At 41.9% G+C, this 20,332-nt stretch carries 22 protein-coding genes; 3 read left to right on the plus strand and 19 right to left on the minus strand.

What is annotated here, in order from left to right; translation table 11 throughout:
- Positions 1-421 precede the first annotated feature (421 nt).
- Both ACTWQL_RS01295 and ACTWQL_RS01300 read left to right on the plus strand, forming a co-directional pair.
- Positions 422-955: an RNA polymerase sigma factor gene (locus ACTWQL_RS01295; RefSeq protein ID WP_443140632.1), complete on the plus strand. Its 534-nt coding sequence runs from the start codon at positions 422-424 to the stop codon at positions 953-955.
- Positions 936-1,658, plus strand: a complete 723-nt coding sequence (locus ACTWQL_RS01300) for a hypothetical protein (protein ID WP_443140633.1) — start codon at positions 936-938, stop codon at positions 1,656-1,658. Before ACTWQL_RS01295 ends, ACTWQL_RS01300 begins: the two co-directional genes overlap by 20 nt.
- Positions 1,659-2,092: 434 nt before the next feature.
- Here ACTWQL_RS01300 and ACTWQL_RS01305 read toward each other — a convergent pair whose 3' ends face one another.
- From ACTWQL_RS01305 to ACTWQL_RS01340, 8 genes are all read right to left on the minus strand, one after another.
- The gene (locus ACTWQL_RS01305; RefSeq protein ID WP_443140634.1) at positions 2,093-2,560 is read right to left on the minus strand and encodes a DMT family transporter; all 468 of its coding nucleotides are present in this window, start codon (positions 2,558-2,560) and stop codon (positions 2,093-2,095) included.
- 21 nt (positions 2,561-2,581) lie between these two features.
- On the minus strand, positions 2,582-3,280 hold the full coding sequence (locus tag ACTWQL_RS01310) for a Crp/Fnr family transcriptional regulator (protein WP_443140635.1): 699 nt from the start codon (positions 3,278-3,280) through the stop codon (positions 2,582-2,584).
- Positions 3,281-3,298: 18 nt separating this feature from the next.
- Positions 3,299-3,724, minus strand: coding sequence for a DMT family transporter (locus tag ACTWQL_RS01315; RefSeq protein WP_443140636.1), 426 nt, complete (start codon positions 3,722-3,724; stop codon positions 3,299-3,301).
- Between the two features lie 265 nt (positions 3,725-3,989).
- Positions 3,990-6,101 carry a DNA helicase RecQ gene (gene recQ, locus ACTWQL_RS01320; protein WP_443141440.1) on the minus strand — a complete coding sequence of 704 codons (2,112 nt, stop codon included), beginning with the start codon at positions 6,099-6,101 and terminating at the stop codon, positions 3,990-3,992.
- 351 nt (positions 6,102-6,452) lie between these two features.
- A complete protein-coding gene (locus tag ACTWQL_RS01325; protein ID WP_443140637.1) occupies positions 6,453-7,331 on the minus strand; it encodes an RCC1 domain-containing protein in 879 nt (292 codons plus the stop codon).
- Between the two features lie 181 nt (positions 7,332-7,512).
- On the minus strand, positions 7,513-8,136 hold the full coding sequence (locus ACTWQL_RS01330; RefSeq protein ID WP_443140638.1) for a hypothetical protein: 624 nt from the start codon (positions 8,134-8,136) through the stop codon (positions 7,513-7,515).
- 12 nt (positions 8,137-8,148) lie between these two features.
- Complete coding sequence (locus ACTWQL_RS01335) at positions 8,149-8,412, minus strand: zinc ribbon domain-containing protein (RefSeq protein WP_443140639.1); 264 nt, start codon at positions 8,410-8,412, stop codon at positions 8,149-8,151.
- Positions 8,413-8,484: 72 nt separating this feature from the next.
- Positions 8,485-9,396: a helix-turn-helix transcriptional regulator gene (locus ACTWQL_RS01340; protein ID WP_443140640.1), complete on the minus strand. Its 912-nt coding sequence runs from the start codon at positions 9,394-9,396 to the stop codon at positions 8,485-8,487.
- Between the two features lie 380 nt (positions 9,397-9,776).
- Between ACTWQL_RS01340 and ACTWQL_RS01345 the strand changes: the two genes are divergently transcribed.
- The gene (locus ACTWQL_RS01345; protein WP_443140641.1) at positions 9,777-11,876 is read left to right on the plus strand and encodes a YhgE/Pip domain-containing protein; all 2,100 of its coding nucleotides are present in this window, start codon (positions 9,777-9,779) and stop codon (positions 11,874-11,876) included.
- 39 nt (positions 11,877-11,915) lie between these two features.
- Here ACTWQL_RS01345 and ACTWQL_RS01350 read toward each other — a convergent pair whose 3' ends face one another.
- The 11 genes from ACTWQL_RS01350 to ACTWQL_RS01400 all read right to left on the minus strand — a co-directional run bounded on the left by ACTWQL_RS01350 (position 11,916) and on the right by ACTWQL_RS01400 (position 20,290).
- Positions 11,916-12,602 (minus strand): ABC transporter permease subunit, encoded by a 687-nt coding sequence (locus tag ACTWQL_RS01350; RefSeq protein WP_443140642.1) that lies wholly within the window; start codon positions 12,600-12,602, stop codon positions 11,916-11,918.
- Entirely contained in the window at positions 12,602-12,805 is a 204-nt protein-coding gene (locus tag ACTWQL_RS01355) for a hypothetical protein (protein ID WP_443140643.1), read from the minus strand. Before ACTWQL_RS01355 ends, ACTWQL_RS01350 begins: the two co-directional genes overlap by 1 nt.
- Before the next feature lie 13 nt (positions 12,806-12,818).
- Complete coding sequence (locus ACTWQL_RS01360; RefSeq protein ID WP_443140644.1) at positions 12,819-13,349, minus strand: ABC transporter permease subunit; 531 nt, start codon at positions 13,347-13,349, stop codon at positions 12,819-12,821.
- Positions 13,273-13,743, minus strand: coding sequence for a hypothetical protein (locus ACTWQL_RS01365; RefSeq protein WP_443140645.1), 471 nt, complete (start codon positions 13,741-13,743; stop codon positions 13,273-13,275). The genes ACTWQL_RS01360 and ACTWQL_RS01365 overlap by 77 nt, the downstream gene beginning before the upstream one ends.
- A 647-nt stretch (positions 13,744-14,390) precedes the next feature.
- Positions 14,391-15,323 (minus strand): heme o synthase, encoded by a 933-nt coding sequence (cyoE, locus tag ACTWQL_RS01370; RefSeq protein WP_443140646.1) that lies wholly within the window; start codon positions 15,321-15,323, stop codon positions 14,391-14,393.
- Between the two features lie 46 nt (positions 15,324-15,369).
- Positions 15,370-15,927 (minus strand): hypothetical protein, encoded by a 558-nt coding sequence (locus tag ACTWQL_RS01375; protein WP_443140647.1) that lies wholly within the window; start codon positions 15,925-15,927, stop codon positions 15,370-15,372.
- A 3-nt stretch (positions 15,928-15,930) separates the two neighbouring features.
- Entirely contained in the window at positions 15,931-16,566 is a 636-nt protein-coding gene (locus ACTWQL_RS01380) for an SCO family protein (RefSeq protein WP_443140648.1), read from the minus strand.
- Between the two features lie 99 nt (positions 16,567-16,665).
- A complete protein-coding gene (locus ACTWQL_RS01385; RefSeq protein WP_443140649.1) occupies positions 16,666-18,351 on the minus strand; it encodes a cbb3-type cytochrome c oxidase subunit I in 1,686 nt (561 codons plus the stop codon).
- 11 nt (positions 18,352-18,362) lie between these two features.
- The gene (locus tag ACTWQL_RS01390) at positions 18,363-18,830 is read right to left on the minus strand and encodes a cytochrome c oxidase subunit II (protein ID WP_443140650.1); all 468 of its coding nucleotides are present in this window, start codon (positions 18,828-18,830) and stop codon (positions 18,363-18,365) included.
- 13 nt (positions 18,831-18,843) lie between these two features.
- Complete coding sequence (locus tag ACTWQL_RS01395; RefSeq protein ID WP_443140651.1) at positions 18,844-18,996, minus strand: hypothetical protein; 153 nt, start codon at positions 18,994-18,996, stop codon at positions 18,844-18,846.
- 688 nt (positions 18,997-19,684) lie between these two features.
- On the minus strand, positions 19,685-20,290 hold the full coding sequence (locus ACTWQL_RS01400; RefSeq protein WP_443140652.1) for a hypothetical protein: 606 nt from the start codon (positions 20,288-20,290) through the stop codon (positions 19,685-19,687).
- Positions 20,291-20,332: the final 42 nt, after the last annotated feature.

Raw genomic sequence — 20,332 nt, forward strand, 5'->3', positions numbered from 1 at the left:
CTATACATAGTAGATCGCGGGGGAAACTTTTTTACGCCATAGTTTTACACCACCTATTACCGCTTTTTCCTCGCCATTACCTGATTAAGCTTTTTTCAAATGAAACGATAACGGACACAGGAGACCTTATTTTGTCAAAACCCTATACACTTCTAACCTTAACGGACATCAGGAATGCTTATTCCGTAAAATAGGTGGGATTTCACCTGTTTTGTTCACAGATAACGGCTCTGGTGTCCGTTAGCCTCTCACTGAAAGGTCATCCCAGGTTCAATTATCCCCCAGAGTGTTGCAAATCACACTTTCCCAATCATTTATTAAACAATACAAAGCTAATAATGTTAAAAAGTTTATAGCTTTTAAAACTTTTCCTATGGTACAAAGGTATTACATATGAGAAAGAAAAAAGGGGAGATCCCACTTGGATAAAAAAACGATAAAAAAGATAAAAAAGGGCGACAAAAAAGCGTTTCGAGCCTTATACGACGAGTATTATCAAGCAGCAATGAGAGCGTCGATGTCGATGTTGAAGAACGAATCAGACGCCTCAGATGCAGTACAGGAAACCTTCATACGTGTTTACAAAGGCATTCATACTTATGATGATTCTAAACCTTTCAAACCCTGGTTCTATCGCATTTTGACAAACGAAGTCCGACGCTTGATCAGCAAACGTAAACCTGAAACCGATATCGATCAAGTTCCACAAAGCGCTTATGAGGACAAGGCAACTCAACCTGCCACTGATAATGAAATCCTTGATGAAGCGATGGAAAAATTGAAAGAAGACCATCGAGAGGCACTCGTGCTGAAATATGTGGAAGGCTTGAGCGAAAAAGAAATGTCATCAGTACTTGAAATCAGTATCGGTGCTGTGAAATCAAGGCTTTTTCAAGCTCGGAAGCTGCTGAGAGAAGAATTAAGGGGAGATTACCATGGACAAGAACAAGTTTGATGATATGTTGGAGGCAAAATTGAAGCAGGAATACGAAATAAACGAACTGGAAAAAGAAAAAACATGGAAAGCGATTGAAGATCAGCTTGATTTCGTCAAGCCAAAAAAGAAAAAATCAAGATGGATCGGATTTGCTGCAACGGTAGCAGCAGCTGTACTGCTCGCCATCGGTCTTTTGAATACAACGCCAGGGTACGCTCTCGTCGATAAAGTGAAAGAATGGTTCGCTCCAGAAAAAGAAGTGGAAATCCCGATCGAGGGAACTGAAGAAGAAGGAACAGCTTCTCTAAACGACAGTTTTGAACACGGATATGTCATCTATGTAGATGAAGAACGTTATAAGATGGAAAAACACGAAGATTACGATATCATAACAACAAAAGAGCCACTTCCAGAACAATATCCTGAAGTATTCATGAAAATCATCAGGAAAAAAGAGCAATCTGTTGAAGAAACAATCAGCCAATTGGAAGCAGAACACGGGTTCACCTTTGAACAAACGGATTATCCGATTGATTCCCAAACCGCACGTACACTAGACGGAAACAACTGGGACAGCGTCATCAACCGATACTATGTCATCCCGGATGAAGACGGCGGTTCATACATCTTCCACCAACGCTACTTCCTCGAAGCAGAAGAAGGACACGGCGTACGACTCAGTGAAATGATGAAGAATTTCGAGATTGTAGAAGAAGAATGATTTTGAGAAGGGGCTGGGACAAAACTATAACTGCCAACAGAAAAGACGAACAATAAAATATATGGATAAAATGAAAGACGAAAAGCGTAGGCAACATCCGTAGACTCCTGCGGGAACAGCACGAGTCGAAGACCCCGCAAGAAAGCGGTCTGTGCTTTCTGAGGAGGCTGAGGCCGTGCCCGCGGAAAGCGAAGGATGTTGACGAAGCGGAACCCTTCATATATTGCTCAATAAAAACCCGGACAAATTGTTCGGGTTTTCTATTGAGCAAAGTTCAATTGTCCCAGCCTCTTTTTATGTGTTGCAATTTGATAGTTGATAATCGTTAAATATCCACTTCGAAGAAACACAGAGCTTAGTTAAAAAAAGACTCCTGACTCATATGATCCATCGAGTCGGGAGTCTTCAGTTGATTCAGAAACACCATTTACTTTTTATGCCGCTTTCGAATCTTGAAGGACTTTATGTCTTCCTCCGAACTTGAAAACTACAATTCCCCCTACGATCACCAGTACACCGATCAATTGCTTTGCCGTAAATGGAACCTTTTCGAGACCAAACCATCCAAGTGAATCCCATAATAATGCAAATCCAAGCTGAGACGTCAACACAATTGAAATCGCAAAGGTTGGTCCAAGCCATTTGACACCTTGTACAAGACATGTCACAACTCCGATACCGATTAAACCGCTGACCCAATACCAAGGTTCCATGTTGGCAAAATTGAACATTCCTTTACCTTCAACGAAAAGCCCGATCAAAAAGGAAGCGATGGCGCCTAATCCAAGAACTAAAGTGGTCGTTGTCCATGTATCCGCCCGTTCATTTACCTTGCTGTTAAATATATTTTGTAAGCTCACAAGTGAACCTGCTGTGATCGCCATTAATAGTCCTGAAACCATATCCTGCATACCTCCTTTCAATTATTCATATATGTTATGGCCTGCTATTTCCCTAAGCCCTTCTCGATCTTTAACAAGGAGATATCCTTTTTTCCTCTCGACAAGTTCTTTCTCATCAAAGCTTTGGATAACACGATTTAGATGTCGATAGCTCGTTCCTATCAAATTTGCAGTATCCTTTAGGCTTAGTGCACTTAACTGTCCATTTAATTGAATATCCGATTCATCATAGGAGATCGATAATAAATAGCTTGCTAATCGCACTTCCACTGGATATAGCAGATTGAAGCTCAAGGAATTGGATTTGACACAAAACTTTTCCGTGATAATCTCCAGGAGAAAGTTCAGGAAAGATGCGTCCTCACGTCCGAACTTTTTTAACCATTGGTGATGGATGCCTAACATGGCAACATCCGATACAGCCTCAACCGTATTGATGAAGTCTATCCCTTGTACATATTCGATATCACCGATTAATTCTAATGGTGTTTTGAAAGACAGGATAAGGGCTTTACCTTCAGCCGTAGTCGTGAAAATTTTCACTTTGCCTTTTACAAGGACATAGAGATACTGTGACGGATCCCCTTGAGAAGCAATCAGTTCACCTTGTTCGAATCTATAAAAAGACATATGTGGGATTAATTGTGGATTAAAGATGGACTCTAAGTTATAGAATTGTATATATTGTTCAAGTACTTTCCGATTATGGATTTCTTTCATTTCATCTAACCTCCACTACTAGAACTTCAGAATCACCACACCAGCTATCATCATACCAATCCCGATAAATTGCGGGAGACCCATCTTCTGTTTCACAACACCGAACCAGCCTTTGCTGTCGATGATAAAGGTTAGGCTCAGTTGGGCGATCAGCAATACAGCAATGGTGAGCGTCACACCAATATGATGAATGGCCGTGATATTACTGAATACAACAATCGCTCCGAAAGATCCACCTATCAAATAGAGGGGTTTCACTTGCTTGAACTTTTTCCATTTTCGGTTCCTTGTGAATAAGACGATCAGCAGAATCATGATAAAACCTGTCAATTGAGTAATCGCCGCTGTTTGCCAGGATCCTATATCTTGACTTATACGAGAATTGGCTACACTTTGTAATGTAATAAAAGCGCCACCGAAAAACGCAAATAAACTTCCTTTCATGTCTGTTCTCCCCAATAATTTAAATTTCTCTCTTATTAAAAGATATCTCCAGTCATCTGGGAAGGACATATGTCCCAAATTATAAATAGAGGGGAAACAACGTCGAAGTTCTCCGCAAACAGACTTATTTTAAAGCATAACCAACTTTATAAGGTTAAACTGGATTTTTTCGGAAAAACCTGATTTCTCACTCACTAGTAGAGAAATCAGTCATTTATGAATTACATAAAGGGGCTATGGTGTTTTTCACCATAGCCCTTTATTATCATGTCGTTTGTCTTTCAAGTTGTAGGAGATAGACTTTGATCATAAAGTAGCTCACTTCATCAGGAAGCAGTGCTTTTATCGGCTTTAACTTTTCACCGCCTGCTTGACTGATGGCATTTTCAATTTCGAAGACATATTCTTCTGGAATCATATCCTCCATATGAATATCCATTCCTTCTTGCATGCACTGGATAAGATGGCTCTCCACTGTGCTCCCCGCGAGGTCACGATGTTCTGCAATTTCTTCAACTGTCATCTCTTCTTTATATAACTTATACGTCTCGATATGCGAGTTTGGTGTGGCTTTTTTCGGTTTCGTCTTACTGTCTGTTCCCTTTACCGCTTCCTCTTTCCGCTCAGGGTTTTGAACCAAAAATTCCGTGATCGCTTCTATGAACTGTGTGCCATACTTTTCGAGTTTATTTTGCCCCACCCCTGTTACCGCTAGAAATTCTGCTTCTGACTGCGGCTGTTTCATACACATATCTTTTAATGCCGTGTCTGCAAAAATTACGAAAGGCGGAACGTTTTCTTTTTCTGCAATCCCTTTTCGTACAAGGCGAAGTGCCTCGAACAATGGATCATCGACTGCCACTTGTTTCGTTTGAACGGCTTCTTTCCGCTTTACGATTTCTTTTCCTAAGAGAACCTCTTTCCCTTTTTCTTTTACGTAAAGGGTAGGAAATGTACCGTGTTCGACAGCAATCAGTTCTTGTGAGATGAAAAACTCGATTAAGTCCGTCACCTCTTTCATACTCTTTTCTTTCATCTTTCCATAAGTCGGAAGCTTGTTCAGACGCAACTCCATCACCTTTTTATTTTTAGAACCGGTCAACACTTGAGCGATGATTGTCTTGCCGAACCGCTTCTGCCCCATCCTCACGATACAAGACAATACAATTTGAGCTTCTCGTGTAACATCTACGCTATCCCGTGAATCTGTACAATTGCCACACCGACCGCATGCCGGTATTTCTTCATTGCTGAAATATTTTACGATCGATGTTTGCAAACAGCTTTCAGTATGACAATAATCCACCATGAGCTGAAGCTTCTCGAGTTCTTGCGTCATTCGGTCAGATTCACTTGACTGATCGATCAAAAAACGCTGTACTTGAACATCCTGGGAAGAATACAGAAGGATACATTCACTTGGAAGTCCGTCGCGACCGGCACGTCCTGCTTCCTGATAATAGCTTTCCATGTTTTTCGGAAGCTGAAAATGGATGACATAACGGATATTGGATTTATCGATTCCCATACCAAATGCATTGGTGGCAACCATCACTCTCGATCGATCTTGCAGAAACTGTTCTTGCTGTTCCATCCGCTCTTCTTCATTCATTCCTGCGTGATACCGTGAAACATTCATACCAGTTCTATTCAATTGTTCATACAGCTTATCGACCGTTTTTCGGGTGGCTGCGTAAATGATGCCCGCTTCTTTCTCATTCTTTTTAAGAAAATCTTTTAAAAATCTGAACCTGTCTTGTCCCTTAATCACTGAAAATGATAGATTTTCCCGCTCAAAACCAGTCAAAACCGTATTGTTCTCCTCAATATCAAGCGACAAACAAATATCCTCACGCACCCTGGGGGTCGCAGTTGCTGTTAACGCTAATACTGTCGGTCGTTCCGATAGGCTGCCAATCATTCTCTGGATACGCTTATAGCTTGGTCTGAAATCATGACCCCATTGTGAGATACAGTGGGCTTCATCTACTGCTATCAAAGGAATATGCAACTCTTTTAATAATCCCATAAAATCATAGGATTCCAGCCTTTCAGGAGCGATATATAAGAGCTTATATTCTCCGCTTTTCGCCTTCTCAATTCGCTCCCGCGTTTCTAATCCTGTGAGTGAGCTGTTGATGAAGGTAGCGGAAATACCTAAATGAACCAATGCATCTACCTGATCTTTCATTAAAGAAATCAATGGAGAAATGACGACCGTCGTTCCCTCAAATACAAGCGCCGGAATCTGATAACAAACCGATTTCCCCCCGCCAGTCGGCATAACGCACAGGGTGTCTTCCCCATTCAAAACCGATTGGATCGCTCTTTCCTGCCCTGCTCGGAACGATGAATAACCGTAAAACTTCTCTAGCATCTCTTTGGCTTTATGTATCAAAACGTATTAATCCTCCTCCGATTATTCCTCTGATTATAAGGGTACCACTTATATGTTGATTGATAAATATTGAAAAAAGTGACTTGCCCAAAAAAAAGTGTCAGACCTCTCCAACACAACATTTCGTTTCAAAAACACGCCTTTTTTCAAAATGTTGTTAAGTTTAGAGAGAGTCAGACACTTATCGGACAATCTTGTCATTTTGTCGAACAAATATTTATTTAATTTCTAAGAAATCCTCCTTCAGAACTGTATGCTCGCCAACGTTTGTTCAAGTGATGCAATACTCACTAAATAGTTCAGTGATTCTCTGGCTTGTGATATTAAAAACTAAATACCGGGCACTTGGATGCCACTCCAGCCACTTATATCACATTGACCATATTCATTATCGCCCACAGCTACCACCGTGCCGTCCGATTTTAGCCCTACAGTATGGGCACAACCCGCCGCTATCGCCACAATATCACGCCAATCACCTACATTACATTGGCCATACTCATTCCAACCCACAGCCGACACAGTACCGTCCGATTTAAGGCCGATGGTATGGTTACTACCTGCCGCTATCGCCACAATATCGCGCCAGCCACTTACAACGCATTGGTCACGTTTATTAAAACCCACAGCCGTCACCGTTCCGTCTGATTTAAGACCAATTGTATGAAGATAACCCGCAGCAATCGCTGCTATGTCGCTCCAGCTGCTTACATTGCATTGGTCAAGCCGATTATTACCCACTGCCGACACGGTTCCGTCCAATTTAAGACCGATTGTATGCCAGTCACCCACAGCGACCTCCACAATATCATGCCAGTCGCCTACATTGCATTCACCATCATTGTTTCGCCCAACTGCTATCACCGTTCCGTCCGATTTAAGCCCTATTGTACGACGCCAACCCGCCGAAACCGCTACAATATCGCGCCAGCCGCTTACATCGCATTGGCCGTGCTTATTCCAACCCACAGCTACCACAGTATTGTCAGATTTAAGGCCGATTGTATGGACATTACCCGTGTTCGTCGCCATATGAACATTACCTGCCGTGATCTCGACAATATTGCACCAGTCACTTACATCACATTGGCCATATCTATTGTCACCTACGGCTGTCACCGTTCCGTCAGACTTAAGTCCAACGGTATGACGACGCCCCGCCGCTATCGTCTCCTTAGGCAACCGATTCACCTTTAGTATGCAATCCATGTATTACCTCCTTGTATTTAAGCAACCTTGCAGTTTGCCAAGTATATGTAACTTTACGATTACTAAATATGACCAGCTCTTGTTCTTATTCAAATAAACTTCACAGCAATCCACATCGAAAGTTCAATATTAATTCTACAAAAATGGCGGCACATGGTTCATGCACCGCCATTTCCGTATTTTAATCCAGTGTTTTATAAATCTTTTTCACTCTTTTCAGCTGAGGTGGGGTCAAATATTGTTCTCTCTCCTTCAATACCTCAAGAAATGCTTCTTTGTTGCGTGTGTTTATTGCAATAAGTGTGCTTTCAGCATGCTGAGGAATTTCTTTCGTCCGGCAGTTCTGAAGGTGTTCAAGCAAGTAAGGAAAGATTTCATTATTTAAGTTATCATTGACTGAAGCCACACCAGCAAGGACTTTGACACCTTGATCCACTGTGATGACAGAGCCGTTTTTCATCGTAGAAAGGATCGTGTCAAGATGCCCGGATATTTCCTTTGCCTCATGTACTGCAATCGTAGCTAAAGCTGTCATCCCACCCCACACCATGCGATTATGCCTGCTTTTCAATAAATCGATGAAATGTAAGGTATATCCCCTGAGAAGCTCCGGATTCCTGGTTCCGACTTCATATGCGACTTTAATGGCATCGGATTGAAGATTTTTATCTTTACTATCCAAGAGGTGGATGACAATTTCAACTCCTGCCTTATCTTTGTTTTGAACGAGATCTTGTGCGAGCTGAATATTCGGTTCTTGATCCGTACGCCCTAGACTCGTGGATAGTCGTTCTTTGACTTGCATATGCATCCCTCATTATTTTGAAGTCATTGCCCATCTTTTAAGCTTAGGTAGTACATCCTTCATCGTTTCTCTCGCTTCATTTTCCTTCATACCGTCTTCCACTAGATGGGGCACACAAATTTCAACCATTTCATTCATAGATACAGAAGCTGTGAACTTCCCGTCCTCATAACAATAGACACAATACTCCTCATTCCTTGTTCCATCCGAATTCTTCCCCATCATTTTCTCATTTTCCATTGGCATGGCGCAGCTTTGGCATACTGTACTGTTCATGTTCAATTCCTCCTTATAGTTTAAACTCTATGGTCAGTATAGGGGAGGAAATATGACAGCATAGTGTCGTAATTAGGAATATTTTTTCATGATTTTTTCCGCACGCTCTTTAATGATCGTTCGGATGTGCTCCGGTTCAATGACCTCCACCTGGTCGCCAAAGCGGAGAATCATGCCATAGACCCATTCATCTTCCGGGTACGATTCGCTTACAAAGATCGATCCATCCTTCTGGAATTCCAACTGATCGATTTCAAAATAATCTTCAAGTTGATTCAAGGCTTGCCTTTTGAACTTCAGACGGATATCGACCTTGGGACGCTCCTCATGACTGTATGTAAAAGGATCAATAGCTCTCTTAGCATCTATATATCGTTCTGTCATCCAAACCTCTCTCATCCTTCCCAATTTGAAAAGTCGACATTCTTGGCGAAGAAGACAATACGCATACACATACCACTTATTGATCTTGAGAATGAGCGAAACAGGTTCTATTTCCCTTGATGTGACATTCCCATTGATGTCGATATAGTCAAATGAAACCGACTTCCGTTTGTCAATCGCTTTCCTGATCGTATCTACTTTTTCCTTCCGCAGCGAGGTGGGGCTCCAATCACTGAAATCGAGAATGAGAGATTGATGGTCATCTGATGGCTGATTCATTTTAATCGTTGATAGTTTTTCGATGATATTCTTCAAATTCTTGTCATCATAAGTTTGATAGACACCGTCCAATGCTGTCATAAGCAGTTCATGTTCCACATCATTGAAATAGTTGTTGTTGAGTTTATAAGTATCCAATATACGATATCCGCCATTGAAACCTTTTTCAGACACGATCGGAATTCCTGCAAGCTCGATTGCTTCAATATCCCTTTGTATCGTCCGAATTGAAACTTCGAAATAGTCAGCAAGCTCTTTTGCGGTCATTTTCTTTCTGTTTAATAGTTTGATGATGATTGCCAGCAATCTCTCTGTTTTCATGATTGAACACCTCGTTGACTATTTTTCTCTTCTGTTCGTCAACTATATTTTACCATCAATCCTATTTTCTTTGGGTGACAAGCGTTATTCGGTCAAAAAAGCAATATATTTTTATCCTTCACCCACTGCTGGACAAATTCTGATTTTAACATAAATTGTAAGGGTTATTCATTTGCAGCCTTTTAAACACGTGGGCATCTGTAATTATAAAAATATTCTCCAATACTACTTTCGTTGTAAGGATGCTAGTACGATGTGTGTGATTATCGCGCAAGGACTAGAAACTTTTATTTTTTTAGAATATTATGATTATTAACAAAAAATGAATGGGTACTCATTCATTTCTTTGGAAGCGTTTACTACACATTGGAGGTATCGGAATGAATATATTCAAATTACTTTCCGCTGAGTTTTCGAAAATTGCCGCTCACAAGGGGATTCTAGTTTCCGTCATTGCTGCTTTACTAGTGCCTGTCGTTTATGGGGGCGTACTTCTTTCAGCTACCTGGGGTCCCTATGACAACCTCGATAATCTGCCTGTTGCTGTCGTCAACAACGATCACGGTGCAATCTCTGAGGGTGAACCGATCAATGTTGGAGACCAGTTAGTAGCGAACATGAAAGAAGGAAAAGACTTAGGCTGGGAATTTGTCAGTTCAACCGATGCTATGAGAGGTCTTCAGAAGAATGACTACTATATGGCAATCATCATTCCTGAAGACTTATCCCAACGTGTGACCACCGTCATGGAACCAGATCCAAGGAAACTGGAGCTTGAATACATCCAAAATGAGGGGATGAACTTCCTTGCTTCTAAAGTCACTGAAACAGCCACCCAAAGGATCCGTGAACAACTTGCCAATACGATTACTCAAACTTACACCTCAAAGGTTTTTTCCAGTTTAGATGATGTTTCCGATGGGTTCGGAAAAGCTGCTGACGGATCTGCCCGGCTATCGGACGGAACGACTCAGCTACATAATGGTACAGAGGAGCTTTTAACCTCCGTTACTTCCAAACAATCGGATATTACAAAACTAGCGAATGGTACACAAGAATTGAAAGACGGAACAGGGCTTCTATTAAGTAAATTGGAAGGAAAATCTAGTGACATCTCAAAGCTAGCGGATGGTTCTCAAGAATTGCATGATGGGTCAAAACAGCTATTGGCCGGATTGCAAAAAGCTGAGACCGGAAGCGAGGATCTCAAGAACGGTGTAGCGAATGATCTAGCTCCCGGTGCCAGAGGCGTTGCCGATGGGACGATCCGTCTTGAAGATGGCGCTGGTAAACTGGCTTCTGGTGCAAAAGAGCTGGAACAAGGGTTGAAAAAATTTGGAGATGCAAATCCGTCAACCAAGCTACCTCCATATGCAGAGTCTTACGATCAAATCATCGCAGGTGCTGAGAAATTAGCTGCTGGACTGGAGAGCTTAACAACCAAATCCGGTAAGCTAAGCGATGGAGCCGTAAAGGTTGCAGATGGGATTGATAATAAAGTCGTCCCTGGGACGGTCCAGCTTCATGACGGATTGAATCAACTCGTAGCCGGCCAGAAAAAATTAGAAAATGGCGCAGGGCAGATTGCTGATGGGAACGCCAAGGTTGAAACTGGGTGGCAAGAACTGATCACCGGGGTTTCAAAACTTGATAATGGTGCTGGACGTATTGCTGAAGGAAATGCTGCTGTAGATGAAGGATGGAAGAAACTGGCCAATGGAGCGGCGAAGCTCGAGGATGGGGCTGGAAAAGTCGATGATGGCAGCGAAGAACTCGCTTCCGGTTTAGAGGAAGGCGCTGATAAAACGAGTGGTTTGAACACGGGTGAAGAAAACGCCAAGATGTTCTCCTCCCCTGTCGAACTTGCTAGTGATAAGGTCAACAATTATGAGTATTATCGTGACTCAACGGCACCATATGTTCTTACATTAGGTCTATTTGTTGGAATCCTGATCATGTCGATGTTCATCAATTTCAAAAGACCTGAAGAGGTTTCAAGCATCAGTTGGTTTGCCGTCAAGTTCATGAACCTGACAATACTGTCACTTTTCCAAGCTGTTTTACTGCTGATGACTGTGTTTTTCATACTAAAATTGAATGTTGCTAATCCGCTTGGACTCGTTTTGTTCACGGTTGTCGTCAGTATCGTCTTTTCGGCCATCGTGCTGTTCCTTGCTGCAGCAGCTGGGAACATCGGACGATTCATCGCCCTCGCTTTTGTGATTCTGCAGCTTTCAATAACAGGAGCGAATCTGCCGAGAGAAATGCTACCGGAAAATCTACGGGCCTTGAGTGATTTCTTACCATTCACCTATTCAATTGCCGGTTTCAAATCGGTCATTACATTGGATGATTGGGGAGCAGCGGTGACAAACATGTCGATCCTGTTCGCTTATCTGATTCTCTTTGCCCTCTTATCCGTGACAGTGTTCATCTTCATGAAAAAATCACAAAAACAGAACGTCGAAGCTGCAATGTGAGGCATTGAGGGACAGAACCGATGTTGGTTCTGTCCTTTTTTATGAAATGCGTCGATCAAATACCTTCCTCAATCCTTCACCGAGCATATTGAAAGTGATGATGGCCAGCGTAATCGCACCCGCTGAAAACAATGGAATCCATGGTGCTGTCAACAAATCAACCCTCGTGCTTCCGAGCAGGGTTGCCCAATTCAAACTTGTATTTTGAATCACGCCCCTTGTAAAACCGGTTTGGACCCAGGCCTGTGAAATGAAGATGCTGAGCATACCCAGTTGCCCAATCAACAACGCGGCCCTTCCTAAATCGGTGAAAAACATGACGACAAGTTCAGGCAGCAAATTCGGTATGTAGTTCCGGCGATAATTTTGAAATGGGCTGAACCCTAAAGTGACCCCTGCTTCGACAAAAAGGCGCTTGGAAAGGGTATGTGCTTGTTGCTGAACAACCGTTGCTACCCTACCGATTTCAATGATAGCTAACAAGACAATCGACCATTCCAAACGACTTTCGCTGAAAATCAAAAATGGCAAATTCATCAAGATGATCGCGGAAAAAAGGGTCGGTATAGCGGAAAACAATTGATTCCACCCGTTTACAATATAATGTGCAGTGCCTTTATTCGATGATGCCAGCATACCTAACGGAACAGCGATCAAATATCGGATGATTGTAATCCAAAAGATGATGAGCATCGTGTCCTTCGTCCCCATCACGATCATACTCATTAGATCTTTCCCTCTTCCATCGGAACCAAACGGATTTCTTTTGAAGGTGGATAAGGCGGTGTCTCGATCTTTCCGTCCTCCATTCGGACGATCTCCTCTTCCAGATTTGAATCGACAAATGGAAGGTATGGACCGAACAATATCAATACTATAAAAAAGAATATGAAAAAGCTTCCTATCCAAAGTGATGTATTTTTAGCCATATATCCCCCTGCACTAACGTGGATCCACATAATATTTTGTGATTTTACTGATCCATTGCGAAAATAAGACAACCAGCATGAAACAAACAGAAAGCCCGATGATCAACTCCGCTTCAAAATCGGCTTGATAGCCAACAGAAATGCTGTTCGTATAATGGAAAGCTTTGAATAACCGATAAGCTGCTCCTTTATAATCAAGCAAGTATTCCACAATCAACAGGTTGGACAGGATATAAAGCATGACGGAAGAAAAATGGCTCAATATTGTGTCCCAGCAATTTTTCAATGTATGTTTATAAAGGACGATTTTCCTCGTAAAGCCTTTAGCTCTCGCTACTTGTATGTATGGTTCAAATTCCTGGTTGGAGATTGCGACAGAAGTGATTCTCGCAATGTACATCATCGGGTAAATAGACACAAGGATGGATGGCAGAATGAAGCTATACCATTGTTCATAACCGAAGAAATCAATCCAGGGAATGTAAAAGATGACCAACCACTGCAAACAAATGATCAAGAAAAAGTCTGGAATCGATAGCAGCAAAGAAGTGAATCCCTGGCCAAGGAACCTGTGTTTTTTTTAGAGACGCTTTATAATCGTAAATGCCCTTTAGAACACCGAATAAGATACAAAGGATGAATGCGGTACAAATGACGAGCATACTCCGCGGCACATATTCGACAAGCAGCTCCCCAACCGGCACCCCAGTCAACGATTCGCCCAGGCTTCCATCGATAAATACTGTTTCCAGGTAGCCGACGATGTTCTCTTTGTACTCTTCAAATTGAAAATGATATTCGAATTGCATATCGATGCCGAGCGCAGCCCCCCGATCCACAATCGTCAAATCACGGGGAAACAAAACAATCAGTACAAGAGCGAGCAAGACAAAGACATTCAATAACAGTGATTTCCCCAATTCTACAAATAACCGCATCCTCTTCTCCTTTAATCCAAACATTGACAACATTAACTCTATTAGTTAGACAAAACCTTTCCAATCCCTCCCAGAAGGAGAATTTGAATGCTAGCTCAATAGAATAAAAGTTTCAAAAAGCACTACAGCTCAAGGCCATAGTGCTTTTTTGTGTTCTTCTGAGTGCTTGATCTTTGTTTTTCCCGCTCCATCACACCCTCAGAACCTTCTTCTGAGTGCTTGATCTTTATTTTTCCCGCTCCATCACACCCTCAGAGCCTAATTCTGAGTGCTTGATCTTTGTTTTTCCCGCTCCATCACACCCTCAGAGCCTAATTCTGAGTGCTTGATCTTTGTTTTTCCCGCTCCATCACACCTCCAGAACCTACTTTTGAGTGCTTGATCTTTGTTTTTCCCTCTCCATCACATCCCCAGAACCTACTTCTGAGTCCTTGATCTTTGTCTTTCACACACAATCACATCCTCAGCTCTCTTTAAAGTTGGTGGGTGAATTGGTTTAGTCTGTCAGCTGCTGATGCTACTTCACTAGAGGCTAAAGGGATTCCATGATTTTACACGAAATTACAATTAAAATGACAAACCAACATATTTCCCGAAAAATAAAACCCTTGTTTAAGGGTTTTATAGCTATTTTTCCACAATATTTCCTAAACGAGAGTCACCAACACCATCATGAAAAACAAAAGCGTTATATAGTTCACGGAATAGATGAAATTCCAGCGTGCCCATTTCAGATCATTTTTCGTAAAGAGACCGCTGATTCCTAAAGCGAGCCAGCCAACATTCATCAGTGTGGCGATGATAAGGAATGGCGTACCTAGTTGCCCCAAAAAGAAGGATAATGGGAGCAAGCAGGCGATATAGACAACCATTTGTCGCTTCGTCCTTTCAACTCCGTGTACAACCGGGAGCATCTTGACCCCTGCAGCCTTATATTCGTCGCAGTATTTGATGGCGATCGCAAACGTATGCGGCATCTGCCAGATGAACAGGATCAGAAACAGGACAATCGGGACAGTGTGAAAAACAGGTGCGATGGCTGCCCATCCAATTAACGGCGTTACTGCCCCTGAGACACTTCCAATCACGGTATTCCATGTATATCTCCGTTTCGACCACATCGTATACAGGACAACATACGTGAACCAGCCTATGAGTGCGTAAACAGTCGCTTCGATCGTGGTAAAAAAGAGAAAGATAAATCCAAGGATGCTTAAACCAATCCCCATCGCCATGACGACTTGAAGGGGAAAATTGCCTGTCACGGTCGGACGTTTTCTCGTTCGTGCCATTTTTGCATCAATGTCAGCGTCGTACCAGTTATTCAGAATTAGCGCGCCTGCCATCACCAGCGTACTTCCGATGATCGTCAGCAGGAAAACCTCCCAATGGGCTGCAAAAGAAGCATTGGTAAAATACAAGGCCAACCAAAGTCCAGTAAAAACCGGCAAGACATTCGAGACTAAAACGAGACCTTTAAGAAGTGACTTAATATCAGCAATGATTCCAGGGATACGGCGTTCAGTGGATCGGTCCGCTTTCACTGCTTCTTTTTCAGAAAGGATGAGATCTTCACGCATTTCAATACCTCCCCTCCATTAGGATTGATAATATCGAAAACACTCCTTAACTATATTGTGAATGATCAATGAAATAGAAGTAAACCAAATAGATTACGAAACAAATTGCCAACGTCACAAACCCCCACCCGAGCGTGATTTGCTCAATCAAAAGGTAGTTGTTGCACAGCTGCTCTGGTGATTCGATATATAACCAGCCCATTCCGAAGAACATGATCGTAAAACTGACGATGATGCTGTTTCTGCCGAAGGCGCTCAGCTTTTTCCAACTATCCCTCAACGGAACACCAGCTAAGAATGGTAAACTGATAAACTTGAATACTTCCACACTCTGTATCGTCAATGCCTCATCCATCGTGCGGGGGATCATCCAATAGACCATGATGATCATAAATAATAGAATGCCCGGTACTCCGTTTTGATTCCATTTTTGAAAGAATCGAGGAAATCGTTTTTGAAATAAGCGTGCCATCAAAAATCCTGCGATCACCAGCATCGGCATTTGCATATGCATATGGACAATCATGATCGATTCCATCAAATTTACTACAGGAGGGAGCATCAATGCGATATACAGCAATAGGCCATAGAAAAATTGGTTCATCGCTTATTCCCCCTCTTCTTTTTCCAGAATCGTGACGATTGTATCGGCCGCTTCATCTACCTTCGTAAAATCCATCACATCAACCAATCGTCTTTGTTTATCCACTAGATAAAAGGCTGAATTGTGGCTATAATTTCCGTTTCCATCAGGTATGACGATTACACCGAACCTTTCCAACAAAGCATCTAATTGAGCTTGATCCGGAATTCTTGCCATCCTCCATGTCTCGCCATCACTATTGAAATAGTCTTTATACTTATTCAAGGTGGCTGGATCATCCTTACTCGGATCGAAACTGACACTTAAAAACACGATGTCTTTTCCAATAGATTCACGTGGCAGCAAATCATAAACTTGAGCCATGTTCCGCTCCAATATATAACAGACACTTGTGCAGGACGTATAGATGAATGTCATGAATACGTATTTGTCTTCAAACTCTGAAATGGAATACGTCCGTCCTTCGCTATCCTCAAACATCACATCTGGAAATTCAGGTTTTTCCTCGATGAGCTGTGATGCTCTTGCGGTTTCTGCAGTATAAGCTGTGAAACCATCTGTGCCGATATGGAACAGGGTGAACCCGAACAACATAACAAGGACACTGGCTATAATGGTATGCGGCTTTTTTCTAATCATGGAAATCACTTCCCGATCCGTTTGCTGTGTGAGTAGAAAACCTGATATATGAAGGAAAGAGATAGCACATCATCTGGCTATCTCTTTATCAGCCTGCGATCACCACGTTCTGAATGGCGGTGATCCTGGCGGTGCATTTACGATAAAGTCGACCAATGGAATCACATAGGCCATAGCAACCAGCATCAGCATCATGACGATCCAAACACCCCAGCGTTCTGTCCAATATGGTGTCTTGCTTGCATTGTCCTCTTCTTCCGCAATCGGGAATTCCGTTTCTCCCTTCGGTGCAAAGAACATGAGATGGAACACGGCATAGACCTGGATGATAACACCGATCATCAACAACGTACCGCCTATTGCAAGCAGGAAGAAATAGGGGTCCCAGCCTAACGCCGTTGCATGGTCTCCATAGGTGGAATACGCTGTTCTTCTCGGAGACCCAAGCAATCCGACGTAATGCATGGATCCTGACATGAAGAGCATCCCGACTGTCCAGATGATGGTTTGGATGACACCTAGTTTATTGATCTTAGGCGTCAAGACACGTTTTGAAATGTATGGAACCAACCAATAAGTGATACCGAAAAAAGTGAGGACGACTGACGTTCCGACCGTCAAATGGAAATGTCCGACGATCCACATCGTATTATGGACAACCTGGTCCAATTGGTTCGTGCTTTGGACGATTCCCCCTGCTCCGCCTGGTAAGAAGGCAACCATCGCAATGAATGGCGCCAAGAAACGGACATCCCCCCACGGCAGTTTTTTATACCATGCGACTTTTCCTTTACCGCCTTGTTTTCTTGCCGTCCGTTCAAAGACACGGAACATCGCATAAGCCGTCATCAATGATGGGAAGCCGATCGCTAAGCTCATGAATACATGCATGAACTTGACGGACTCGGAAATTCCCGGATCGATGATCTGATGGTGGAATCCTCCGGTGATATTCATGACGACCAGGGCGATAATGACAACACGGGTCAACGTATCACTGAATCTTCGTCCGCCGATGATCTTCGGTACAATCACATACCAGGCAGAAATGGCGGTCAAATACCAAATGTTGACGAGTGTATGGCCGAAAGCCCAGAACAACGTCCGTGCAACCATGACATTGATCGTCTCCACCCAACCGAATGACCACGGGATGATCGTCAGCACTTCGATCGCGACTGGAATACTGCCGAAAAATAAGAGGACGAAAACACCTGTTGCAAAATACGAAAAGATTGGCAGATGCTTTCCTTTGTTGTTCTTTCTCCAATCAGCGACATTGATGAAGGCACCGAACGCACACATCCAGACGCCCAATACAATGAACACTAAACCGATATAAAAATAAGGTGAAGCGGCCATCGGAGGATAGAACGTATACATGACCGATGCATTATTCATCAAAATCGGGATGACGGCAATGACAAACCCGACGATTTTCATCCAAAAACCGATCCACGCCATCCTTCGTACTTTCGGAAGAAGTCCGCCCAACGTATGTGAAAGTCCAGCGTAAAAATAACCGATCGTAAAGAATGCTGATAGTACGACCACTAATAGGACGCCGTGTGCAGTCAAGATTTGATAATAATTGATCCAAGTCGGCAGCTGTAATAACCCAGCCCGATTCAATCCTTGTAATAGTCCTAAAACCCCGCCAAGGAGCAAGGCTAGAAAGGCGACAGTTAAATACGATTTCGTGATTTTAGCATCATCCAAATTCACGCCAAGTACCCGGTTTGCTTTTTGTCTGAATGGTGATGTTGTTGATACTGCTGGATCCATCTTTCTCCCCCCTATTTCACCTTGATTGTCGTACTCATCGCATGGTGACCAGCACCACAGTATTCATTACATAGGACCAAGTAATCTCCAGGTTCATCGAATTTTTGCGTGATTTTCTGAATATGTCCCGGCATGACCATCGCATTGATGTTTGTATTCGCCACCTGGAATCCATGGACCACATCTTTTGAAGTAAGAGTGAAATGCACGGTCGATCCAGCAGGTATTTCGATGTCTCCCGGATTGAAGCTGAATATTTCCATCGTCATAACCACTTCATATTCGTTCTCCCCTATCTTTTTGACACCCGGCTGATCAAAAGGTGCAGTCTGTTCGACTTTCTGAGGATCGATCGTTTCCTTATGACTCGGCAGCCCCATCTCCAACGCAAATGTCTGATAACCTGTGATCAGCATAAATACCATAATGATTCCAAAACTTACGGTAAGCCAGATCTTTTCATCAAGATGCATCTTCATCTTTTTTCCCCTCCTATACCCTCGCCATATATAAGCCATATAGTACAAAATAAGTGAGAAGAATAACCCCACCAACCACGCCAACGGAGATCCACGTTCCAATTTTCGATTCTTGCGCTTCATCAACCTTTTGCTCACGTTCACTGCTACCCTTAGGCAAACCCACCAAAAATCACCCTCCCTCTCTCTTCTTACCTTCATGTTAATTGATAAAAGAAAAAGGTTTTGTGATGTGTGTCACAAGGGAGGATTTTTTCACTAAAAAAAGATTGACCGCCTAATTGCAGTCAATCTTTTGTGTTTATTTGTGTTCAATGTACGTTATATATAGTCTATTCTAATTTTTACGGAGCTGAACGGTTATCTATAATTGATACCTACACATTCTCCAGAATAAATGAATTATGGACAATATAGTCCGAATGTTTCGGGTATGCAGTGTGGGCATCTGTCCAAAATAGGCATTTTATTGGAGCGGTTATTGACATAAGCGGAAATAAGTTAAGATTGGACTCAAGTATATCATATACGAATTTGCACCCTTAGTTAAACATCGTTGCTTAATTTCTAAAGATGTTACACCTTTACTACATAACTTAAGCGCGCCAAAATATCTTCCTTCCAAAATAAAAAAATCTCTTTTTTTCCAATACTGAAATAAACCTAATAACAATTCGATCATCAAAACTCATCAATGGATAAGTTGTTATACACCATTTTCCATATCCCTCTAACTAGAGCGAAATCGAACCGCTGCCCTATTGGCTTCAGCGAACTAACCCCGCTCTCCCAGCTGAGAGACCTGTTTGTGATAACTATGCCCTATCCTTTTTTAAAAATTCTTCGTAAACAAGCTATATATCCTCACCATTTTTATCTTCTTTTGAATAGATATAATTTAATATAAAAATGTTTATGCAAGTTCCTAGTAATGATACTATGTAAAACAGTGTAAAGAACACTCCATAGGACATGATGAAAACCAATAAAATATAAATAGGAAAACTAAACTTAGCGTTTATTCCTATAATAAAATAAAGTATTATATTTACAAAAATTAGCACACCAATAATTAGCCCAATGTAAAAAAAACTAAATAATACTGATAATAAATAGTTGAATTTTTCTTTATTTATCATTATCTCAATAACTTTAGAAGACGTAGTTCCAGAAACAATTGCTAACCCACTCACAATAAATCCTAACATTCCAATTAATCCAGCAATAGTATATAAAAGTATATTTTGAGTTGTTGTAACAATAAAAGTAATATTACTGTCCAAGTTTGTGTTAACAAAGAAATAAATAACTATGGTCGAAATTAAAGAACAGATTAAAGAAAAGTAAACCTCAAATTCCTTAAAATTAAGAATAGGTTCTAATTCTCCCTTTTCACGCATGGACTTTGTTAGTTTATATAAAGATTTAAAATCATGAAATTCTAACGATTGTTTGTCCATAATATTTCTCCTACTATCTTATTTAACTTTGTATAATCTAAT

The sequence above is a fragment of the Pseudalkalibacillus sp. R45 genome, assembly GCF_052246725.1.
In the GTDB taxonomy this organism is placed as follows: Bacteria; Bacillota; Bacilli; order Bacillales; family Fictibacillaceae; genus Pseudalkalibacillus.

Excerpts from the sequence above, each read along its gene's own strand:
- ACTWQL_RS01300 (WP_443140633.1), top strand. The coding sequence starts at position 936 with ATGGACAAGAACAAGTTTGATGATATGTTGGAGGCAAAATTGAAGCAG.
- ACTWQL_RS01305 (WP_443140634.1), bottom strand. The coding sequence starts at position 2,560 with ATGGTTTCAGGACTATTAATGGCGATCACAGCAGGTTCACTTGTGAGC.
- ACTWQL_RS01310 (WP_443140635.1), bottom strand. The coding sequence starts at position 3,280 with ATGAAAGAAATCCATAATCGGAAAGTACTTGAACAATATATACAATTC.
- ACTWQL_RS01315 (WP_443140636.1), bottom strand. The coding sequence starts at position 3,724 with ATGAAAGGAAGTTTATTTGCGTTTTTCGGTGGCGCTTTTATTACATTA.
- recQ (WP_443141440.1), bottom strand. The coding sequence starts at position 6,101 with ATGCTAGAGAAGTTTTACGGTTATTCATCGTTCCGAGCAGGGCAGGAA.
- ACTWQL_RS01325 (WP_443140637.1), bottom strand. The coding sequence starts at position 7,331 with ATGGATTGCATACTAAAGGTGAATCGGTTGCCTAAGGAGACGATAGCG.
- ACTWQL_RS01330 (WP_443140638.1), bottom strand. The coding sequence starts at position 8,136 with ATGCAAGTCAAAGAACGACTATCCACGAGTCTAGGGCGTACGGATCAA.
- ACTWQL_RS01335 (WP_443140639.1), bottom strand. The coding sequence starts at position 8,412 with ATGAACAGTACAGTATGCCAAAGCTGCGCCATGCCAATGGAAAATGAG.
- ACTWQL_RS01340 (WP_443140640.1), bottom strand. The coding sequence starts at position 9,396 with ATGAAAACAGAGAGATTGCTGGCAATCATCATCAAACTATTAAACAGA.
- ACTWQL_RS01345 (WP_443140641.1), top strand. The coding sequence starts at position 9,777 with ATGAATATATTCAAATTACTTTCCGCTGAGTTTTCGAAAATTGCCGCT.
- ACTWQL_RS01350 (WP_443140642.1), bottom strand. The coding sequence starts at position 12,602 with ATGAGTATGATCGTGATGGGGACGAAGGACACGATGCTCATCATCTTT.
- ACTWQL_RS01355 (WP_443140643.1), bottom strand. The coding sequence starts at position 12,805 with ATGGCTAAAAATACATCACTTTGGATAGGAAGCTTTTTCATATTCTTT.
- ACTWQL_RS01365 (WP_443140645.1), bottom strand. The coding sequence starts at position 13,743 with ATGCGGTTATTTGTAGAATTGGGGAAATCACTGTTATTGAATGTCTTT.
- cyoE (WP_443140646.1), bottom strand. The coding sequence starts at position 15,323 with ATGCGTGAAGATCTCATCCTTTCTGAAAAAGAAGCAGTGAAAGCGGAC.
- ACTWQL_RS01375 (WP_443140647.1), bottom strand. The coding sequence starts at position 15,927 with ATGAACCAATTTTTCTATGGCCTATTGCTGTATATCGCATTGATGCTC.
- ACTWQL_RS01380 (WP_443140648.1), bottom strand. The coding sequence starts at position 16,566 with ATGATTAGAAAAAAGCCGCATACCATTATAGCCAGTGTCCTTGTTATG.
- ACTWQL_RS01385 (WP_443140649.1), bottom strand. The coding sequence starts at position 18,351 with ATGGATCCAGCAGTATCAACAACATCACCATTCAGACAAAAAGCAAAC.
- ACTWQL_RS01390 (WP_443140650.1), bottom strand. The coding sequence starts at position 18,830 with ATGAAGATGCATCTTGATGAAAAGATCTGGCTTACCGTAAGTTTTGGA.
- ACTWQL_RS01400 (WP_443140652.1), bottom strand. The coding sequence starts at position 20,290 with ATGGACAAACAATCGTTAGAATTTCATGATTTTAAATCTTTATATAAA.